This is a genomic window from Corynebacterium sp. HMSC28B08, from assembly GCF_001806865.1.
In the GTDB taxonomy this organism is placed as follows: domain Bacteria; phylum Actinomycetota; class Actinomycetes; order Mycobacteriales; family Mycobacteriaceae; genus Corynebacterium; species Corynebacterium auriscanis.
Window position 1 is genome coordinate 24525 of the sequence record NZ_KV786170.1, and the last position, 17954, is coordinate 42478.

The 17954-nt window shown below is 59.4% G+C and carries 16 protein-coding genes; 1 reads left to right on the plus strand and 15 read right to left on the minus strand.

Going from position 1 to position 17954, the window contains the following annotated elements:
- Nucleotides 1-148 precede the first annotated feature (148 nt).
- The 3 genes from alr to glmS are packed head-to-tail and all read right to left on the minus strand — an operon-like array spanning nucleotide 149 to nucleotide 4304.
- Nucleotides 149-1948 carry an alanine racemase gene (gene alr, locus HMPREF3098_RS07825; RefSeq protein WP_070434679.1) on the minus strand — a complete coding sequence of 600 codons (1800 nt, stop codon included), beginning with the start codon at nucleotides 1946-1948 and terminating at the stop codon, nucleotides 149-151.
- A 30-nt stretch (nucleotides 1949-1978) separates the two neighbouring features.
- Nucleotides 1979-2422 carry a hypothetical protein gene (locus HMPREF3098_RS07830; protein ID WP_141739715.1) on the minus strand — a complete coding sequence of 148 codons (444 nt, stop codon included), beginning with the start codon at nucleotides 2420-2422 and terminating at the stop codon, nucleotides 1979-1981.
- Nucleotides 2423-2441: 19 nt separating this feature from the next.
- Nucleotides 2442-4304, minus strand: coding sequence for a glutamine--fructose-6-phosphate transaminase (isomerizing) (gene glmS / locus HMPREF3098_RS07835; protein ID WP_070434681.1), 1863 nt, complete (start codon nucleotides 4302-4304; stop codon nucleotides 2442-2444).
- A gap of 122 nt (nucleotides 4305-4426) precedes the next feature.
- Here glmS and HMPREF3098_RS07840 point away from each other — a divergent pair, with 122 nt between their 5' ends.
- Nucleotides 4427-5299: a dienelactone hydrolase family protein gene (locus HMPREF3098_RS07840; protein ID WP_070434691.1), complete on the plus strand. Its 873-nt coding sequence runs from the start codon at nucleotides 4427-4429 to the stop codon at nucleotides 5297-5299.
- Between the two features lie 88 nt (nucleotides 5300-5387).
- Here the strand turns inward: HMPREF3098_RS07840 and HMPREF3098_RS07845 are convergent, their stop codons facing one another.
- The 12 genes from HMPREF3098_RS07845 to HMPREF3098_RS11695 all read right to left on the minus strand — a co-directional run.
- Nucleotides 5388-5690 (minus strand): hypothetical protein, encoded by a 303-nt coding sequence (locus HMPREF3098_RS07845; RefSeq protein ID WP_070434682.1) that lies wholly within the window; start codon nucleotides 5688-5690, stop codon nucleotides 5388-5390.
- On the minus strand, nucleotides 5684-7384 hold the full coding sequence (locus HMPREF3098_RS07850) for a hypothetical protein (RefSeq protein WP_070434683.1): 1701 nt from the start codon (nucleotides 7382-7384) through the stop codon (nucleotides 5684-5686). The genes HMPREF3098_RS07845 and HMPREF3098_RS07850 overlap by 7 nt, the downstream gene beginning before the upstream one ends.
- Before the next feature lie 36 nt (nucleotides 7385-7420).
- Nucleotides 7421-7738 (minus strand): hypothetical protein, encoded by a 318-nt coding sequence (locus HMPREF3098_RS11360; protein ID WP_035113668.1) that lies wholly within the window; start codon nucleotides 7736-7738, stop codon nucleotides 7421-7423.
- Nucleotides 7739-7929: 191 nt separating this feature from the next.
- Entirely contained in the window at nucleotides 7930-9273 is a 1344-nt protein-coding gene (gene glmM / locus HMPREF3098_RS07855) for a phosphoglucosamine mutase (protein WP_070434684.1), read from the minus strand.
- A gap of 192 nt (nucleotides 9274-9465) precedes the next feature.
- Nucleotides 9466-10005, minus strand: coding sequence for a 30S ribosomal protein S9 (gene rpsI, locus HMPREF3098_RS07860; RefSeq protein ID WP_035113664.1), 540 nt, complete (start codon nucleotides 10003-10005; stop codon nucleotides 9466-9468).
- Complete coding sequence (rplM, locus tag HMPREF3098_RS07865) at nucleotides 10005-10448, minus strand: 50S ribosomal protein L13 (protein WP_070434685.1); 444 nt, start codon at nucleotides 10446-10448, stop codon at nucleotides 10005-10007. The genes rpsI and rplM overlap by 1 nt, the downstream gene beginning before the upstream one ends.
- A 309-nt stretch (nucleotides 10449-10757) precedes the next feature.
- Nucleotides 10758-11579: a PRC and DUF2382 domain-containing protein gene (locus HMPREF3098_RS07870; RefSeq protein ID WP_070434686.1), complete on the minus strand. Its 822-nt coding sequence runs from the start codon at nucleotides 11577-11579 to the stop codon at nucleotides 10758-10760.
- Between the two features lie 485 nt (nucleotides 11580-12064).
- Nucleotides 12065-12346 carry a WXG100 family type VII secretion target gene (locus HMPREF3098_RS07875; RefSeq protein ID WP_035113658.1) on the minus strand — a complete coding sequence of 94 codons (282 nt, stop codon included), beginning with the start codon at nucleotides 12344-12346 and terminating at the stop codon, nucleotides 12065-12067.
- A 42-nt stretch (nucleotides 12347-12388) separates the two neighbouring features.
- Complete coding sequence (locus HMPREF3098_RS07880; protein WP_035113656.1) at nucleotides 12389-12673, minus strand: WXG100 family type VII secretion target; 285 nt, start codon at nucleotides 12671-12673, stop codon at nucleotides 12389-12391.
- Between the two features lie 431 nt (nucleotides 12674-13104).
- Nucleotides 13105-14403: a type VII secretion-associated protein gene (locus HMPREF3098_RS07885; protein WP_083284341.1), complete on the minus strand. Its 1299-nt coding sequence runs from the start codon at nucleotides 14401-14403 to the stop codon at nucleotides 13105-13107.
- Entirely contained in the window at nucleotides 14400-17588 is a 3189-nt protein-coding gene (locus HMPREF3098_RS07890; RefSeq protein ID WP_070434687.1) for an FtsK/SpoIIIE domain-containing protein, read from the minus strand. The genes HMPREF3098_RS07885 and HMPREF3098_RS07890 overlap by 4 nt, the downstream gene beginning before the upstream one ends.
- A 116-nt stretch (nucleotides 17589-17704) precedes the next feature.
- The coding region (locus HMPREF3098_RS11695) for a hypothetical protein (RefSeq protein WP_210385958.1) at nucleotides 17705-17954 on the minus strand (250 nt) is incomplete at its 5' end.

Sequence of the window (17954 nt, forward strand, 5' to 3'; positions counted from 1 at the left end):
CTCACGGTGATTCCCGTTCATTGTGCCACATAGATGAGAAAAAGGTAAGTATTGCTCTTAACTTATTTTAATTTTCAGGGTGTCGGGGGCGAAAAGGGGGGGGTAATCCAGCCACCGGGTGCCGGGTTCTCATGGACGCTGGCGGCGCTTAGCGCCACTCCCAGCGGACAATTCTCTCGTCGCCCGCCCGGTCAATTTCAATGTCGAGAACCTTGTTGCTCAGTTCCTCCACCACACCGCGGCCCCACTCCGCCACAATCACGGCGCGGTCTAAGTCAGCGTCGATATCCAAGGCCTCCAGCGCGTCCAACACGTCTTCACGGTTGGCGTGCCGGCCGGGTTCTACCCCGTCCGAGACATCAGCCCCGAGCAGCCGGTAAGCATCCATGTGCAGCATGCCCGGTCGATCTTCCGCTCCCGGCTTGTGCGTCCGCACGATCGTGAACGTAGGCGACTGAACCCGCCCCTTCACTCCAAGACCGCCGGCTATCCCCTGAGTCAGCGTGGTTTTGCCCGCCCCCAGCGGGCCAGTGAGCACCACAACAGTTCCTGCATCCAGCTGTCCACCAATCCGGCGACCAACTTCTCGCATGTCATCGGGGGTGGGGACAGTGGCATGCCCGTTGTTGTAGGCAAGGCTGAGCTGTTCTCTTTCTTCCCCCACCCACCGACGCCGCACTCGAGCCCCCCGGGGCATAGTCAGGATTTCATAGTCAATCGTCCCTGCTGCAGCTGCAAGTTCACTGGCGCTGATTCCACCTTCACCGAAGATCGTGGCCCATTGGCCTGGCTCCACCTCGGTTGGCTCGTGTGCATCGCCAAGGTTCACCACAATTTGATCCATACACACGCGCCCAATTTGCGGGTAGAGCTTGCCCCCAATGCCCACCTGGAAATTACCCGATGCAGACCGTGGCACACCATCGGCATAACCGGCTGCGACCACCGCGGTTCGAGTATCGCGCGTGGCCGTCCACGTCCCACCGTAACTAACAGATTCGCCGGTGCGAATGACCTTTGTGGTGATCACCTTGGCGCGGAACGTGATGGCTGGTCGCAACTGCGCAGCGTTTCCACCCGATCCGCCCACCACGGGATCAATGCCGTAGATCCCCACCCCGGGTCGCACCATCTGATGATGCAAATCAGGGCGGGTCAGCGCCGCCGGGGTGTTGGCGATGTGATTGGTTTCGGGATGAATCCCGTGCTCCCGGCACACCTCAATTGCCTGGTGGAACCGGCGATTTTGCACATCCGTGAAAGCAGCGCGAGCGGAATCATCCGCGCTGGCGAGGTGGCTCATCACCCCCTTGACATCAAGCAGATCGCGGTGCTGCGCGATCAACTCCACCACCGCCGTCCATTGGTCCGGGGTAATCCCCGACCGAGAAAGCCCCGTATCTGCCATAAGAGTGATGGGGATCGGCTGGTTCGGGGAAACCACTCGGTTGGACCCCGCAGCGCTACCTGTTTGTTCTGCCCCCGCAGCGCTACCTGCTTGTTCTGCCCCCGCAGCGGGATTGGCCGGTTGTTCCACCCCTGCGGTCACGCCACTTGATTGTTCCGCCGCCATCCGCTGCGCCAACGCAACCAAGGATTCGGCATGCGCCAACGAAGGCACACCAATGGTAATGCCCGCCCGCACAGCGGCACTGAGGTCCTCCCCCGGGATCCACATCCACGCGGTAATCGGGGCGGTAACCCCAGCTTCACGCAGGCACAGCGCCTCACCCACCGTGGCCGTACCCAACTGAGTGGCGCCCCCTTCGAGGCACGCGCGGGCCACGGATACAGCCCCGTGGTTATATGCGTCCGCCTTGACCACTGTCATGACTTCTGCCGACGAGGCGGCGTCGACAAAAAGAGAAACATTGGCACGTATTGCAGAAAGGTCTACGACAACCTCTGCAAGAGCATGCTCATCGGGGACGGACAGCGGCTGATACATGAAACTAACCCTAGTCCCCACGCGAGCGCTTTAACGTCGCAGGGTCGCCCACGCAATCGTTCCGGCTGCCACAGCACCAGCCACAGCCGCTATACCCGCCAGCGACAGCACCGCGCGGGAAATCAGGCGATTATCGCCGAACGCCCCGAACGAACCGAGCGCTGCACCTTCCACACTTCCCTCCGCGCTCAGCTTGGCCGGCCCAGAAGAGGAGGTGGCATCCGAGAGTTGCTGGGAACCCTGATCTGCACCGGGGCCGGATAGAGCAATGTTCCACTGGCCGGCAAGGCCCCACAACATATCCCAGAAATCTGGGGTTTCGTTTTCTACACTGAGTGCCGTCAGGCCTGCATCACCAGCGCCCGGGGATTCATCGCTGCCCGCTGGGGCGGCGACCGCTGCAGGTTGAACGGCGTTGATGGTGGCGGCAGTGACAGTCGCTGCCATCACCACCGAGAAGAGTTTACGTCGCATGTTTTCCATGCAAAACAAACTATTCCACCGTGACGGATTTCGCCAAGTTTCGTGGCTTATCGATATCCTCGTTTCCGCACTTGCGGGCGATATCGGCTGCCAAGAACTGTAGCGGGACCGTAGACAGAATCGGCTGCAACAACGTACCCGACTGCGGGATCTCCAACAACCAGTTGGCGAATGGTTTCACGGCATCATCGCCTTCTTCGGCGATGACGATCGTCTTGGCACCGCGGGCGCGGATTTCCTGAATGTTGGAAACGATCTTGGAGTGCAGGACCGGACGGCCTACAGCGGAAGGAACCACCACGACCACAGGCAGGTCATCCTCGATCAGGGCGATCGGACCGTGCTTCAGCTCGCCGGCAGCGAAGCCTTCTGCGTGGATGTAGGCCAGCTCCTTAAGCTTCAGCGCACCTTCCAGTGCAACGGGGAAGCCCACGTGGCGCCCTAGGAATAGCATGGTGCGCACCGCGCCGAGCTCGTCCGCCAAACCCGCGATCTGCTCGCGCAGCTCCAGGGTTTCCGCGATCTTCTCCGGCATGGATTCCAGCGCCTCGTAGATCTCTGCGATCTCATCTGGGTACTTAGTGCCGCGAGCTTGTGCCAGCGCCAGGCCCACGACATAGTTGGCGGCCACCTGGGCTAGGAAGGCCTTGGTCGACGCCACCCCGATCTCCGGGCCAGCGTGAGTGTACAGGACAGCATCGGATTCACGTGGGATCTGCGAGCCGTTGGTGTTACAGACTGCGAGCACGCGAGCGCCCTGCTTGCGGGCGTGGCGAACAGCTTCCAGCGTGTCGGCCGTTTCACCGGACTGGGAAATCGCCAGCACTAGGGTGGAGCGATCCAGCACGGGATCGCGGTAGCGGAATTCGGAGGCCACCTCGATTTCGACCGGCACACGCACCCAGTGCTCGATGGCGTACTTCGCCAGCAAACCGGAGTGGTACGCGGAGCCACAGGCGACAACGAAGACCTTATCCACGTTGCGGAGGTCATCATCCGACAGGCGCTGTTCGTCCAGCACAATGCGGCCGTCAACGAAGTGTCCGGCCAAGGTGTCGCGGACGGCATCGGGCTGCTCGTGAATTTCCTTCATCATGAAGGAATCGAAGCCGTTCTTTTGCGCAGCCTCGAGATCCCAATCGATGGTGAAAGGCTTGCCCTCAACGGGGTTGCCCTTGAAGTCGTAAACGTCGTAACCACCTTCGGTGATAACCACGGCATTGTCCTGGCCCAGTTCCACCGCGTTCTTGGTGCGGTCGATGAAGGCTGCGACGTCAGATCCGATGAACATTTCGCCTTCACCCACGCCCACGATCAGTGGGGTGGAGCGGCGACCGGCAATGATGGTGCCTGGATGATCGGAGTGGGTGAACAGCACCGTGAATGCGCCTTCAAGGCGGTCGAGGACTGCCAAGGCAGAAGCTTGGAAATCGCCCTTGGTCTCACCTTCGTTGTAGGCGAGAGCCAGCAGGTGGGCGGCGACTTCCGAATCCGTTTCGGATGCCATCTCGATGTCGTGGGATTCCACCTCGGCACGCAGCGCTGCGAAGTTTTCGATGATGCCATTGTGAACGATGGCGGCTTTGCCATCGTAGGAACGGTGGGGGTGTGCATTGACGTCATTCGGACGACCGTGAGTGGCCCAGCGCGTGTGTCCAATGCAGGTGGTGCCGGAGAATTCCTCACGGCCTACTTCATCCAATTTTTTGAGAAGATTGGCAATTTTGCCTTCTTTCTTCTCGAGGTGAATTTCTCCTTGTTCGACGACGGCAATACCTGCGGAATCGTAACCGCGGTATTCCATTCGCTCAAGCGCGTCCAGCCCGATTTTGAGGGCATCCGCCTTACCTACATAGCCAACGATTGCACACATAAGTTCGCATTTTACAACACTGTCCAGTTACCAGAAGATTGCCAACTTATCTAATGAAACGTGCGACTTCGTTGCACCCCGTCGCCAGGGTTCTTGTAGGCTGGTTAACCGTGGCTGACAAGTTGAAAAACCTCATTCCGACTCTCGGGAAGCGCGGGCCGCACCGCGTTCTCATCGGCGACCTTAATTTCGCTGGTATTCCCGGCAAGGTATACACCCCTGCCGAAGGTAAGGGCATTCCCGGTGTAGCTTTCGGGCATGACTGGCGCTTGGGCGTAGATGCCTACCACGCTACGTTGCGCCACCTTGCTAGCTGGGGCATTGCAGTCGCTGCACCGGACACGGAGAAGGGCTGGGTTCCCAACCACCGCGGCTTTGCTTCGGACTTGGAAACTGCATTGCAGATTTTGGCCGGTGTGCGCCTGGGCAACGGAAATGTGGTTGTCCAGCCCAACAACTTGTTCCTCGCTGGCCACGGCATGGGTGCATCTGCCGCTGTGTTGGCGGCAACGAGCCGTCCTTATGACAAAGTTGCCCAGTCCCAGCGCACCCCCACTCTTAAGGGCGTTATGGCTATCTACCCATCCGATGCCAGCCCTAGCCCATATGAGGCCGCCAAGAGTGTCAGCGCTCCCGGCCTGGTTCTTGAGCCCGGCGCGCTGACTAACGTGCCATCGGGTAACGCGGCCCGCATGGCTGCGCAGTGGGAAGGCGACGTAATTTACCGCGAGATTGAGGGCGCCACACATGATGGTTTCCACGAGAAGGTATTGCGCAAGTTCTTGTACGGCACCGCCAGCTTGGAATTCTCCAAGCAGGATTTGGTTCGCGCGTTGATGACTGGTTTCGTTCTGGCGGAGGATTCCAAGAAGTACCAGGAGTTCCGCGAGACGAATGTGAAACTCAAGGGAACGCAAACTGCGACTCAGCATGAGCTGTTCTCCCGTTTGCCGGAGAATGCGGATCTGCAAAAGCAGCTGAAGGCTCTGCTTTAAATTCCTCGTCAGAAGCCTTCCCTTTAATCTCGTCAGAAGCCCTCCCTTTAATGCAGCGTATTTCGATGTGAAACACGCTGCATTTGCTTTAGTCGAAGATGTTGGGGCGGTGGCGGGCTCCTGTCCCCTCGTGGCGATGGTCAAGAGAAACCACGTTGGCGGGCCTGCCGTTGCGCTCGACGGCTAGGCCAAAGGAGTGGTCCCCGTCGTGGCGAGGTGCTCGGTCCCCGTTGTGATGAGGTGCTCGGTCCCCGTCGTGGCGCTGTTCATCATTGAGCCGCTGCAGCGCCTTCGTTTGCTCTTTCAGCACATCTTCAAACTGCACCGCGGCCGCAGCAACCTCTGCCAAATAGTCGTCTAGGAACTGCTGGTAGCTATTTGTTTTCACCACGCTCCACTCCTTTCAATATCGACGCCAAACTCAGCCGCCCCCGCCAGTTCTAGCGAGATATCGTTTCCCGCGGCTTGAACCTCAGCGCTCACTCCGGCGCTAACCCATATATCTGGTGACCACGATTCTGGCGTAGACGGTGCAGGCGGATTGACCGATTTGGGTGCTGGTTCAGTTTTCTGGGTCTGCTCGGGCACGGGATCCGGCTTATGCGCCGGTTCGGGCTTGGACTCGGGTGTGTGCTCAGAACCCGGAGCGTTTTCAAATCCGAGGCTTGGATCGGGCTTCGGTGCGGGCGCGACTGGGGACGGAGATTTGTCCGCCGATGGATTATCCACAACCACACCACCGGGATGTCCGGATCCTGCGCTGGCTTCACCTGTGCTCCCTGGGTACGACGGATGCTGGGTCTTATCAAAACCGTGGTAGCCATCGGACGGAGCTTTATCGTTGATGGGTGGTGCGGAAGGCTTCTCGGATGACGGTTTCTCAGTGGGGCACTCATCCTTGTGCCCCGCCGGCTCGGGTGTTACTGGCGGCTTGGGCTTGTCCTCAGGACACTCATCCTTGTGCCCCGCTGGCTCGGGTTGCACCCGGTCACACTCGGACTCGGCCCCGGCCGGCGGACATGGTGGAGCCACCTTGTCCGGCGGTGGCTGCGTAACCCCCGATGGTTCTGTTGGCGGGTGCGGTGCATGGACTCCCGTCCCATCCGTCGAAGGACAAAGCAGGTCCACCAGCAGGCGGAAAAACCCGTGCCACTGGGCTGATCCCGCGCCCGAATGGCCGCACAGAATATTCGGCACCTGTTGCGGTGGAATAGCAGGCGGTTGCACTGCAGTCTGAATTCCGCCCGCGGTGTGCACCGTCACCCTCGAGTGTTCCTTCTCTGGGCAGGACGGCTCCACCGGTTGGGGTGTTTGCATCGGTTGGGGTGTCTGCACCGGTGGATTGTACGTCCCCGCCGGTTTCACCGGCGGAGGCTCGCACAGTGAATCATTTGTCTTCGTTAGCGGAGTAGTGTGCTGGCACTCCCCAGCCTCATCGGAGCCCTTTGAACCCGCCCCCGGAATGTGCTCATCGGACTCGCCGCCTTGATGCAATGGTTTATTTGAGTTACCGGGCAAAGCGGGTTTTTCCATATCCTGGCACAGCGTTTTCATGCACCCATCCACGGTCAGATTTCGTCCCCTCACGAGGGTATCGACGAATGACGCAGCTGCGCGCAAGATGACCTGCAAAAGGGCTGCAAACTGCGGGGAGCCACCGAAAACTAAACCAAACTTCAGGAAGAGTAAAACCTTGTCCACAACGGATTCCGCTGCACCTGCACATTTTTCATGGGCCTGATCAATCACATCGAGGGCTTGACCAGCGCATTTTTTGCTGGCTTCCACGTCTTCTTCATGCCGGTGTTGTTCTTGACCACCAGCATCGATGGATTCCTGCGGTTTTCCATCCCCTATCCCCTGAAGAAAAGCCGCGATCGAGGAGACTGCACCGATCCCATCGAGAATTCCAAACAGTGTTGACAGTGTGCCCCCTTTGCCAACCTTGCGGCCCCCTAGCCCCTGAGAGCTTCCGAGCCCCAAACCCCGACGAATTGCCACGGTGTCCATCCCATCGGACATCCGTACTGCGGGCACGGTAGCTTCAACTGGTGCCCCGAGAGACCCCAGAGTGTTCACTGCCATGGTTAACCGAGCTTGTCCTTGCATGCTCATCCCGGGTTACCGCCCCTTCATAACCGGAGCCAAGTCATCCGCGGAATTAGTATCCGCTCCATGAATGGCGTTGATAAGCGCGCGACCAGCCCGTGCACCTTCCATCAAACGATGAGCGTGAGCTTCCCGAACTTCGTGAGCCTTGGTGGCCATCCCGACAATCTTCGCACCGAAATGTCCATAACCACTACCGAACGCTTCTATTGATGCCGTTGGCCGCATATGCTGCAGAGCCCGCGCCCATTGTTGCTGCGCTATTTCCAGTTTCCGCGCTCCTTCCAGCGCTGTTACCGGATCGGTCGTTAATGATCCCGTTGTATTCACAACTTGTTCCTCTCCCCCGTTTGTTTCCCCGCATACGGAAGCCAAAAGGCCGACTACACAGTCATTAGACTGCACAGTCGGCCCGAAGGTTCATCCCACAGGGAATCTAACTTTAAGCCTGTGCCTCCACGACGGAGACAGCACACGATTCCCCCGGCTTCTCCGGCAGCCACAGGAAGGGGAAGCGAGCTCTACACCTGTGCCACCACAGCAGCCAGTGAACCCGCAATTTTGCGTGCCGTAGCTGCATCCTTGGCTTCCACCATCACGCGGAAGAGTTCCTCAGTACCGGAGGGACGTAAAAGCACGCGGCCGGTATCACCGAGTTCTTCATTGGCTCCGGCAATCGCCTGCTTCACAGCGTCATTGCCAAGGACTTCGGCTTTGTTTTCTACCGGCACGTTGATCAGGGTTTGTGGCAACACTGTCATCACCGAGGCCAGTTCCTTCACAGTTTTGCCCGTACGCGCCATTCGAGCCATCAACGTCAAACCAGTGAGAGTGCCGTCGCCCGTCGTACTGTGTTCTGGGATAACCACGTGCCCGGACTGCTCACCACCCAGGGAAAGATCGCTAGAGCGCAGCTCTGCCAACACGTAGCGATCACCCACCTTGGTCTCTCGCATTTCAATACCGGCTTCTTTCATCGCCAGTTTCAATCCCAGGTTAGACATGACGGTTGCAACCAGCGTGTTCTTTTTCAGCTCGCCATCTTCTTTCATCGCGATAGCCAAGATCGCCATGATCTGATCGCCATCAACCACGTTGCCTTCGGAATCCACGGCCAAGCAACGATCCGCGTCACCGTCATGAGCCAAACCCAAATCCGCCTGGTGCTCGATCACAGCCTGCTGGATAACCTCGATGTGGGTAGAGCCCACGCCTTCGTTGATGTTGTAGGAGTTCGGCGCATTGTGAATGGCTACAACATCGGCACCCGCTTGGCGGTAGGCCTCCGGCGCGGCCTTAAAAGCCGCACCGTTTGCGCAGTCCACCACCACGCGAATGCCGTCTAGCGGAGTGGTCACGGCGGTACGCAAATGGGCCAAGTAACGTTCGAGGGCCTCTGCGGATTCATCCAGTACACGGCCAATCGCCGCACCGGTTGGTCCGGTTTCGGGCAAATCCAACATCATTTCTTCGATGGCTTCTTCCATCTGATCGTCCAGCTTGTGACCGCCGGCAGAAAAGAACTTGATGCCGTTATCTGGCATGGGGTTGTGGGAGGCGGAAATCATCACGCCCATGTCAGCCCCGAAATCATCGGTGAGAAACGCGACGGCCGGGGTTGGCAGCACACCAACTTGGAGCACATTCACGCCCTGGCTAGCCATCCCCGCTGCCATGGCCGCCTCCAACATTTCACCGGATACGCGGGGGTCGCGGCCAATCACCGCAGTAGGTCGCCTCTGCCCTACGCCTTCCTTATTAACCAGTACGCAGGCGGCAGCAGCCCCCAGCTTCATTGCGAGCGGGGCGGTCAGCTTTTCGTTAGCCAGGCCGCGGACCCCATCAGTTCCGAACAGTTTTCCCATGGTTAAGCATTCTAACTTTCCCAGCCCCGACTCACCTTGGCAGCCCTCCCCGACACGCCAATTGTCACTCCCGCCCCGAAACACAAACAAAGCCCCACCCGGCACAACCGGCCGAACGGGGCATTGCGTGGCAGCTGCAACGCGTGGCGTCGATATAAAAGGAAACCAGCGAGTGCAACCGTAAGCGTTGGTTTAACGCTTGGAGTACTGAGGTGCGCGACGGGCCTTGTGCAGACCGGCCTTCTTGCGCTCAACAGCACGGGCGTCACGAGTGAGGAAGCCAGCCTTCTTCAGCTCGGAGCGCTCTTCTGGGTTGTACTTGTTCAGCGCACGGGCGATAGCCAGACGCATCGCACCAGCCTGACCGGAAGGGCCACCGCCCTGCAGGTTAGCCTGGATGTCGAACTGGCCTTCGCGCTCCAGCAGCACCAGTGGAGCCTTGATCAGCTGCTGGTGCAGCTTGTTGGGGAAGTACTCCTCGAGGGTGCGGCCGTTGCACTTGAACTCGCCGGAACCAGCAACGAGGCGGACGCGAACGACTGCCTCCTTGCGGCGACCAACAGTCTGGATTGGGCCGTCGAATACTGGGGCCGGTGCGGCCTCTGCAGCCTCGTTCTCGGATTCAGCTGCAACGGAGTCACCGATGGTGGCAACGAACTCTTCGTTAACCGCGTCGGTAGCTGCGTACTCGCCCTCGTAGTTCTCTACGTTGTTCTCGTTGTACTCAGTCATTACTGTGCCACCTGCTTGATCTCGTAGGTCTCAGGCTTCTTGTCCTCGAATGGGTGCTCGGAACCTGCGTAGACGCGAAGCTTCTTAACGGAAGCGTTGGACAGCTTGTTGGACGGCATCATGCCTCGAACAGCTTCCTCGATCACGCGCTCTGGGTGCAGCTCCAAGGAGCGGCCCAGGGACATGGTCTTCAGGCCACCGGGGTAACCGGAGTGGCGGTAACGCATCTCGCGCTCGCGCTTGTTGGAGGAGATGTGCACCTTGTCAGCGTTGATGATGATGACGTTGTCGCCGCAGTCAACGTTGGGAGCGTAGTAAGGCTTCTTCTTGCCGCGCAGCAGGTCAGCTGCGGTAACAGCAAGACGGCCTAGGACCACGTCCGTGGCGTCGATGACGTACCACTTACGGGTAATGTCACCGCTCTTTGGGTGGAAAGTCGTCACGTTGGACTCCTTAAAAGTCTTGTCTTGGAACTGCCAGCCAGTGTTGTCACGTGGTCTAGTGGGCCCTTTCGCTGCGGCTTGTCGGTTTTTCTTTTTACCCGACGCCCCGCTGAGCCCGCCTACGGTGTGTAGCGGCGGCCGGTGGTGACCCGCTACAAGAATCTAGTTCACAACCTGAATAACTCTAGTTGATCGTCTCGGGAATACCAAAATCCCCAACCTCGGGCAGAACCCAAGGTTGGGGATGGTTTAACCGATGCCTTTACTATGCAACCCGCGTTCGGCGAGTTGAGGTAAGGGGCGTGGTTTTTAGCGACGCTCGTCGCGAGGATCAACGCCCTCTACACCGTCAACGTCGATGCGCTCCTTGCGCAGTTCCTCGGTGTGGCGCTCGGTCTCGGTAACCTGCTGCTTGCCCAGGTTAACCTTCTCCACTGGAACGGTGTTCTTGGAAACGTCTACGCGCTCCTCGTGAAGGGTGACGGAAGCCTCTTCCTCGCCGATGCGGGCGTTGTGGTTCGCAGCGTCGTCAGCGTTAATTGGGGTGCGCTCAACGCGAACCTCTTCGCGGGTTACTGGAACCTCAACGGTCTCGGAATCGGTCACGACGTACTTACGCAGGCGAGCCTCGCCCGTTGCAACGCGCTCCTTGCTAACGTCCAGCTGCTCCTCGGAACGGATCATCTCACCGTCGTTGGTGGCTACGCGATCGCGGTCGTTCAGGTCAGCGCGGTCGCGACCAGCGAACTCAGCACCCTCGGTGTGAACACCGCGGTCCCGCTCGGTCCGGGAGCCCTGAACACCCTCGTAACGGGTCTGGTCCTCCAGGCCGTCAACACCGTAGTGGCGCAGAACCTCGTTCTGCTGATCTGGGGTCAGAGCCTGATCAGCGTCCAGGTTAGGAGCATCCTTGATGCGGTCCTTAGCGAAAGCCAGGTTCAAGTCCTTGCCATCAAACTTGTGTCCACGCAGTGGTACCAAGGAGGAGTTCATGCCGAACAGGCCGTGGTTAACCTCTACGAAGGTTGGCTGGCCGGAGTTGTCGTCGACGAAAACTTCCTTGACGGAGCCCAGCTTGTCGCCGGTGTTGTCGTATGCGGTTGCGTTGAACAGATCTTTGATGTTGCTCATAGCTAACTTCCTTTCGTGCCCGCTCCTGAATGAATCAGCAGGCGCATTGTTGTGTCTGGTTATGCAAGGCGTACGACTCGTTGGTGATGGCAGCATCCCCCACTGGGTGGTTGGAACCTCAAATGATTCCAGTGGTGGGCGGGGAATACCGACTCAGTGCAATGGTGAGCTTGCCGAGCCGTTACGCCTTTGCCGTACAAGAAACGACGATACGGACATTCCCAGCCCCCCGCAGTGGAATTTACCCCCTATGGCGAGCCCCCTGACGGTACGCTGTGCGACACCGCTGAATAATCAGACTGTCAGACTGGGATTTTTAATGCATATTATGCATGAAAATGTAAAACTTGGAGTTTCCTGTGTCTCGGGTCAGCTATGCGTAGCTCCCCCATTGGCAAGGAAAAACCCGCTTGCCAACCCCGGCGTGGGGCGCCAAGCGGGTGCATCCAAACTTCCGGCGAAACCTTCTCGCTACAATGGTCAGTCTAGGACCAGCTGTTGGCGGCGCTGCGGTTGATGTGGCGCATGCGGTCGTTGGATTGGGTGACCTTGCGGGAAACCTCTTCCAAGATACGGTTTAGCTCTGCAGCGCTGCGGTCCCAGCGCGCCTGTGCAGCCTTGTACGCATCTGCGGATTCACCTTCCCACTCCGCGACCATGGGCTGCAGGCCTTTCTTCAAGGTTTCCAGCGAACGGTTGATATTGGCGCTGGAGCGCTTGATGTCCATGGACGTTTGGTCGATCTGTGCAAAGTTGTAGTGGATCACTGTTCCCCCAGTTGGTGATGTTAGAGATAAGACCCCATGCAATTAGTGCATGGAGTCCGCGTTTTCGGAATCGGTGGTGCTGAACGAGCCAGCGTTGTGGCGAATGTTGTCGGCGATGCTGCGTAGAGCCTCGCTGAGGTCCCGGGCGCTGGTATCCCAACGCTCCATCATGTTGTGGAACGCACCTTGGGCATCGCCTTTCCATGAACCAGTCGTGCCCTGAACCACACCGCGCAGGCGCTTCAATTCAATCTGTACTTCATTGTTCGTGTCGTCCACATTGGTCGCTGCCTTGTGCATTGTGGCAACGTCTGTCCGAAAGCTCATCGAGCTCCCCTCCCCTTTGTCTTGATGTTGCTGTCTCAGCCTTACGGCCCTGGTCTTGCTAACTCAGCCTTGCGGCCCTGGTCTTGCTAACTCAGCCTCACGGCCCTGGACTTATCACCATGGTCTTAACACCGTGGTTTTGATGCCGTGGTCTTGACACCGTGGTCTTGATGCCGTGGGCTGAGCGTCCAATGTCGGCGGCTTTCCGACATCAACCTATTAGACCCACCATCCGCCAAAAAGGTTCAGCGTGCCGCAAAATCTTTTAACCTCTCGCCGCCTCCTCCACCCGCACCACCTCACTAACACCTTCTGCCACCCCACTCGCCAGCACCTTCTGCCACCCCACACGCCAACACCTTCGGCCACCCCACGCGCCAACACCTTCGGCCACCCCACGCGCCAACACAGCCTGCCCTACCACTTGACTGTCACTCTGGATGCGCGGAACTAACGATGCGTTTGCACTGCTCACCCCTCGTACGCGAGCGCTCCTTCACCTGACATCCCACCGACATCTGGTGCCCCGCTCGCAACACCACATGCCACTGCGTGACCGACCCTGGATAGCGCTCCTCGTACACCACCGGGGATTGTTGCACGACTCGCACACCCTCAGCCTTTTCTAGCGCCTTCAGTACAGCCTGATCCAAGTCCGCCTGCCGCTGCAACGGCGTAGGTTTCGCCGCAATCAAAACGCGCATCCCTGCGTCGTTCGAGCGGTATTCCTCCCGACCTTTTGTCGCACCCGCGCGTTTCCACCCTGGCACTCCAACGGCGATCGGCACGTCCGCGCGAGTGGCCCGGCGCTCCTCCCCGCTGCCCATTTTGTGCGGATCGGAAAACTGCCCCGCGCTTCGCCCCGGCCCCTTCTCTCCTGGTTCTTTACCTTCGCCAAAGGGCTGCCGTGGTGGGTCGGAGCTGGGCGTCGTACCAATAGAAGGGGGTGGGCCGGATTCCTCGTTGTTACCTAATTGCTTTTCTTTATCCGACGCCCCGCTGTCCCCACCCGCATCCACCTTTAACGTGTCGCGCCCCGTGGCGAACACGGTTGCGACCACCCCCACGCCGACGATCACAACCGCCAAAGCGACGGCAATAACTGCTTTGAGCATCCCGGGCGATTCGGGCGCGTCGGATCCCTCAAGATCCTTGGAATGCCCCTGATCCGGCCGTCGGCTAGCCAGATGCTGGTTAAGACCAGCCGTATGAGGCGAAGCGGTGCGATCCGTCGCGACGCGCAGCGCCTCGTTTTCATTCACCATCCGCGCCCGATACCCCATGACTCGCAAATACGCCGCGACAATCTGCGCGTGCACTCCTGCCACCAGGATGTCGACTGTATTCAGACCAATACCCCACGGAAAAGTCTCGCGGGGCGTTGCAGGATTCACGCTAGCAGCATCTGGGTTTGCCTCGCGCTGTTGGACAACCTCATCCAGCAGAACCGTCAGCTCCCCAAGTCGCGCCACACTAATGTTCGTACCCCACAGCGCTACATCCTCCCCAAGGGAGTGCTTTCCAGAGCCAGCGTTGCTGTTCGCAAGAAGGTAGTCCGGGGACATCGCTTCCGCCGGCCCCTCCACGCAAAACCCCGTGGATAGGTCAGTCACGCTCATGCCTTGGACGAGAATTCCGGATTCCTGGAGGGCCAAGGCCTGTGCGAGGATGCTCCACTCTCGGGACTGTGGCTGGTGATTGGCAGATGCGGATTGGATTGCGCTGGTCACAATGGAACCTCGATGGCGTTGGGAATGGTGGCGGGAGCGTGGGGGAGGTCACTATTTTCAGGTGAATCCGCCACCTGGGCCACGTGGATCTCCCAAGTTTCGGAATGCACAAACATGGCTCTGCCCGGTAAGCGCTTGGTGGTTCGCACGCCGGCGATAGGCCCGTCATCGCGCGGGGCCGAGAGCACGACCCATGCAGTCTGATCCCTCGTGGCCTCCATGACAGGGCTGAATGCCGCACGTTGAATCTGCCCACTGCGGCGCCCTAGCACCAGGTGCAGGCCAATATCAGCAGCGAAGGGCAACAAATCCACGAGCGCGTCCAAGCCGGGATCACTGTCTGCATCATCGACAACTACAAACAATTCCGGGCCGGTCCACCACGAGCGTTCGCGCAGTTGTTGGGGTGTGACATCAGCACTGGGGATGCGGGCCGTGAGTACGTCAATCCACTCGCCCAATCTGGTGCGGAAGTGTTCCGGCACGGCATATCCCGGTATGCCCAACAAGCCCCGACGGGTATCCGTGATGAGGATCTCTACATCAGCCGATTCCAGTGTGCGAATAATGGTGCGCAGCGCAGTGGTCGTTCCGCTGCCAGCTTGCCCCACCACCACCAGGTGCGGGAATTCGCGGTAATTCCACCGGACTGGATCCAACCGCGGTCCGCCTTGGGCAAATGCGCGATCATCCCCGAGGGAGTGGTGATCCAAAACCGGCGGCAGAACACGCATGCGAAGCTCTGGTTCGCCCCGTTCTGCGGTGACTTTTCGAATGTGCTCCACATCCTGGCCCGTGGTTAAGGCAATGTGGATGTGCTTGCCACGGTGTCCTACGCCCCTGCCGGGAACGTCGGGGAGAGATTTTTGGGCGTCGCGAAATTCTGCATCAAGGGGTGTCATCCGCAGCTCCACATGCCCAGTAAGCACATCGCGCAAAGAGGGCCGCAGGTTCCACCGCAAAGAGGTGACTACCACGTGCAAGTCCCGTTCCAATCCGGTGGTGGCCAGTTGGATCAGGCGATACTCTTCGTCACCGAGAAGGTCCACCCCATCGATAATCAACAACCGCGGGCCGGTGGTCTGTTCGAGTTCATCGAAGAGTCGCGCTACACCGTCAGTACCGACAACCGCTGCCACCTGCGGTAATCGTTGCAAGTGCCGCAACCCTCCGCCAGGATCGAAAACGTACACCGCCAGTCCGGGGGTACTCCACACCGCACCCAAGACAATCGCTCGCACAGTATTGGTCTTTCCCGTACGTGGTTGCCCAACCACGGCCCAATGACGACGAGTGAGGTCAACATCGTAGGTCAACTGTTGGCCCTCAAAAGGCAGATCTTCCAGCGCGATTCGGGCAACCAAAGGCTCCACCGGCGCCATGATGTCCGGGGCGGGGAGCTGCTCCGGCAGCGGCGGCAGCCACACGGGATTGTGGTTCGGCCCGGCTAGACGATCCACAACCAACTGCAGCGTTGTTGTTTCGGCTTCCACCGTGGTGCCCAACTTGCGCACCAACCGCTGATCGCGAGGGAGCTCGGGGCCCGATACATACGCAGATTGGAACCGAATTTGATCCTGCGCAGCCAAGATGGCCGCGCCCGGCTGACTGGGTAATTCATAGGCGGCAGTGGAACCGATCAGCGACCGCGATTCCACGGCGGAAAACGTGCGCAGCGCGATGCGATAGCTGAGGTGCGATTCCAACCCCCGCAACCGTCCTTCCTCCAAGCGCTGGCTGGCTAAAAGCAAGTGCATACGCAAACTTCGTCCTAGGCGCCCGATGGCGGCAAACACTTCCGCGAATTCCGGGCGGGCATGCAGCAGCTCCGAGAATTCGTCCACAACGATGAACAGTGCCGGCATTTTGCCGGGAAAGGCCCGGTTGAATTCCGCTGCGGTAGTCATGTTGGCCTGCCGCAAGCGCTCCTGGCGACGGTGCATCTCCCCCAACAAGCTGTCTTGCATGCGGTCGACCAACCCGGCCTCGTCCGCGAGGTTAGTGATCACCGCGCTGGTGTGGGGCAGACGTTCCAACCCGAGGAAGGACGCGCCACCTTTGAAGTCCACCAAAATAAAGTTTAACTCTTCGGCCGAATGTTGATGGGCGAAGCTGACTACTACTGATTTCAATAATTCAGATTTCCCACTACCTGTGGCGCCGATGCACAACCCATGAGGTCCGATACCACCCAGCGCAGCTTCCTTGATGTCCAAGTACACCGGCGAGGACGAAAACCCGATCGGGGCCCGCAAGTCGCCGCCGGGCAATTCCAGTAGTGACGTATTGCCCTTCACCGTTGCCCGCGCCCGACAAACCCGAGCTAGCTCCACATCCGAGAGCGCATCCGCCACACCGAAGGGCGCCCACCCATCAACCGTCCACGCATGCATCACCCGGTCTGGGTCCACCTTCAACAGCAGCCCTTGCGCTTTGGCGGCACTGACCCATTCCGTGGATGGCTCGATCACTACCGCTCCCATCGTCACCGGATGGCCACCAGTAACGAAATGAGTGCGCTTCGGGCCATCATGTGGCAACCATTCATCGTGCGGTCCAGTAATCCCCACCTGGGTTGGGTCCTGCATCGCAAGTTGCGCTTGCATGGCGCGAGCTAACCCCGGCGCGCCGTCCCCCACGATGACCACGCACTGAAAACTTGCCAGGTCCACCGCCACAGGCGCTTCGATAGTCGCGGATCGAATGGCCAGGTCGCGCAAGCTCATGGCACTGACAGGTTCCAGATCCTCCGGCGGGGCGGTTACCGGTATGTCCAGTGGATCCTCTGGTGCCTGGACGGCGACACCGAGCCGAACCACTCCCGGTGGTGCCTGCGAAACTTCGTCGTGAGCGAGAAACGTCCACAGTGCCGCCGGGTTCGGATGAACTGCTTCCATGGAACGCAGCTGGTCCCGGCGTTTGCGCTGAATCGTATCGCTGAGCGCATCGATGTGCCGGTGGAACGACCGCCGGATTTCATCCACATTCTGTCCCGGCTGAAACATCATGGCCATGCTGCCCAGCAGCATCAGCGGGAAGATGAACGTCATCGGGCTGCGCCCTGCCCCACTCATCACCATGGCGGCGATCATTCCCGCCACGGCAATCAGCATGATTGCAGGCATCAAAAACTTAATAAACGGCTGCTTGTCCTTGGGCAGCGTAGGTGGCGATTGCGTCTGCATGCGAAAATCCCCCGATTCCCCCTCTTTGAACCGATCTGTTCTCGATTTCTAGCACGTGTATGCGTTCTGTGCACCTTGAAGGGCGGACACGGTTTCTGTTCTACCCCGCTGCTCCCTCATCGTGGCTGTTCCCGGAACCCACCGCAGGATTGCCTCACTGCCCAGCCCCACCGCGCATCGCCCAGCCGCTCTGCCGCCCAGCCGTTCCGCCGCAGCATCGCCGCACTGCCCCGTCGCCCCACCGCAGCACCGCGCAACCGCACATCACCCCATCCCAGCACCGTCCCACCGCAGCTCGCACAAATGTGCAGCAGAACTCCGACAAATTGGCACGGAAGGGTCAGGCGGTGAATGCAACATCTTCGG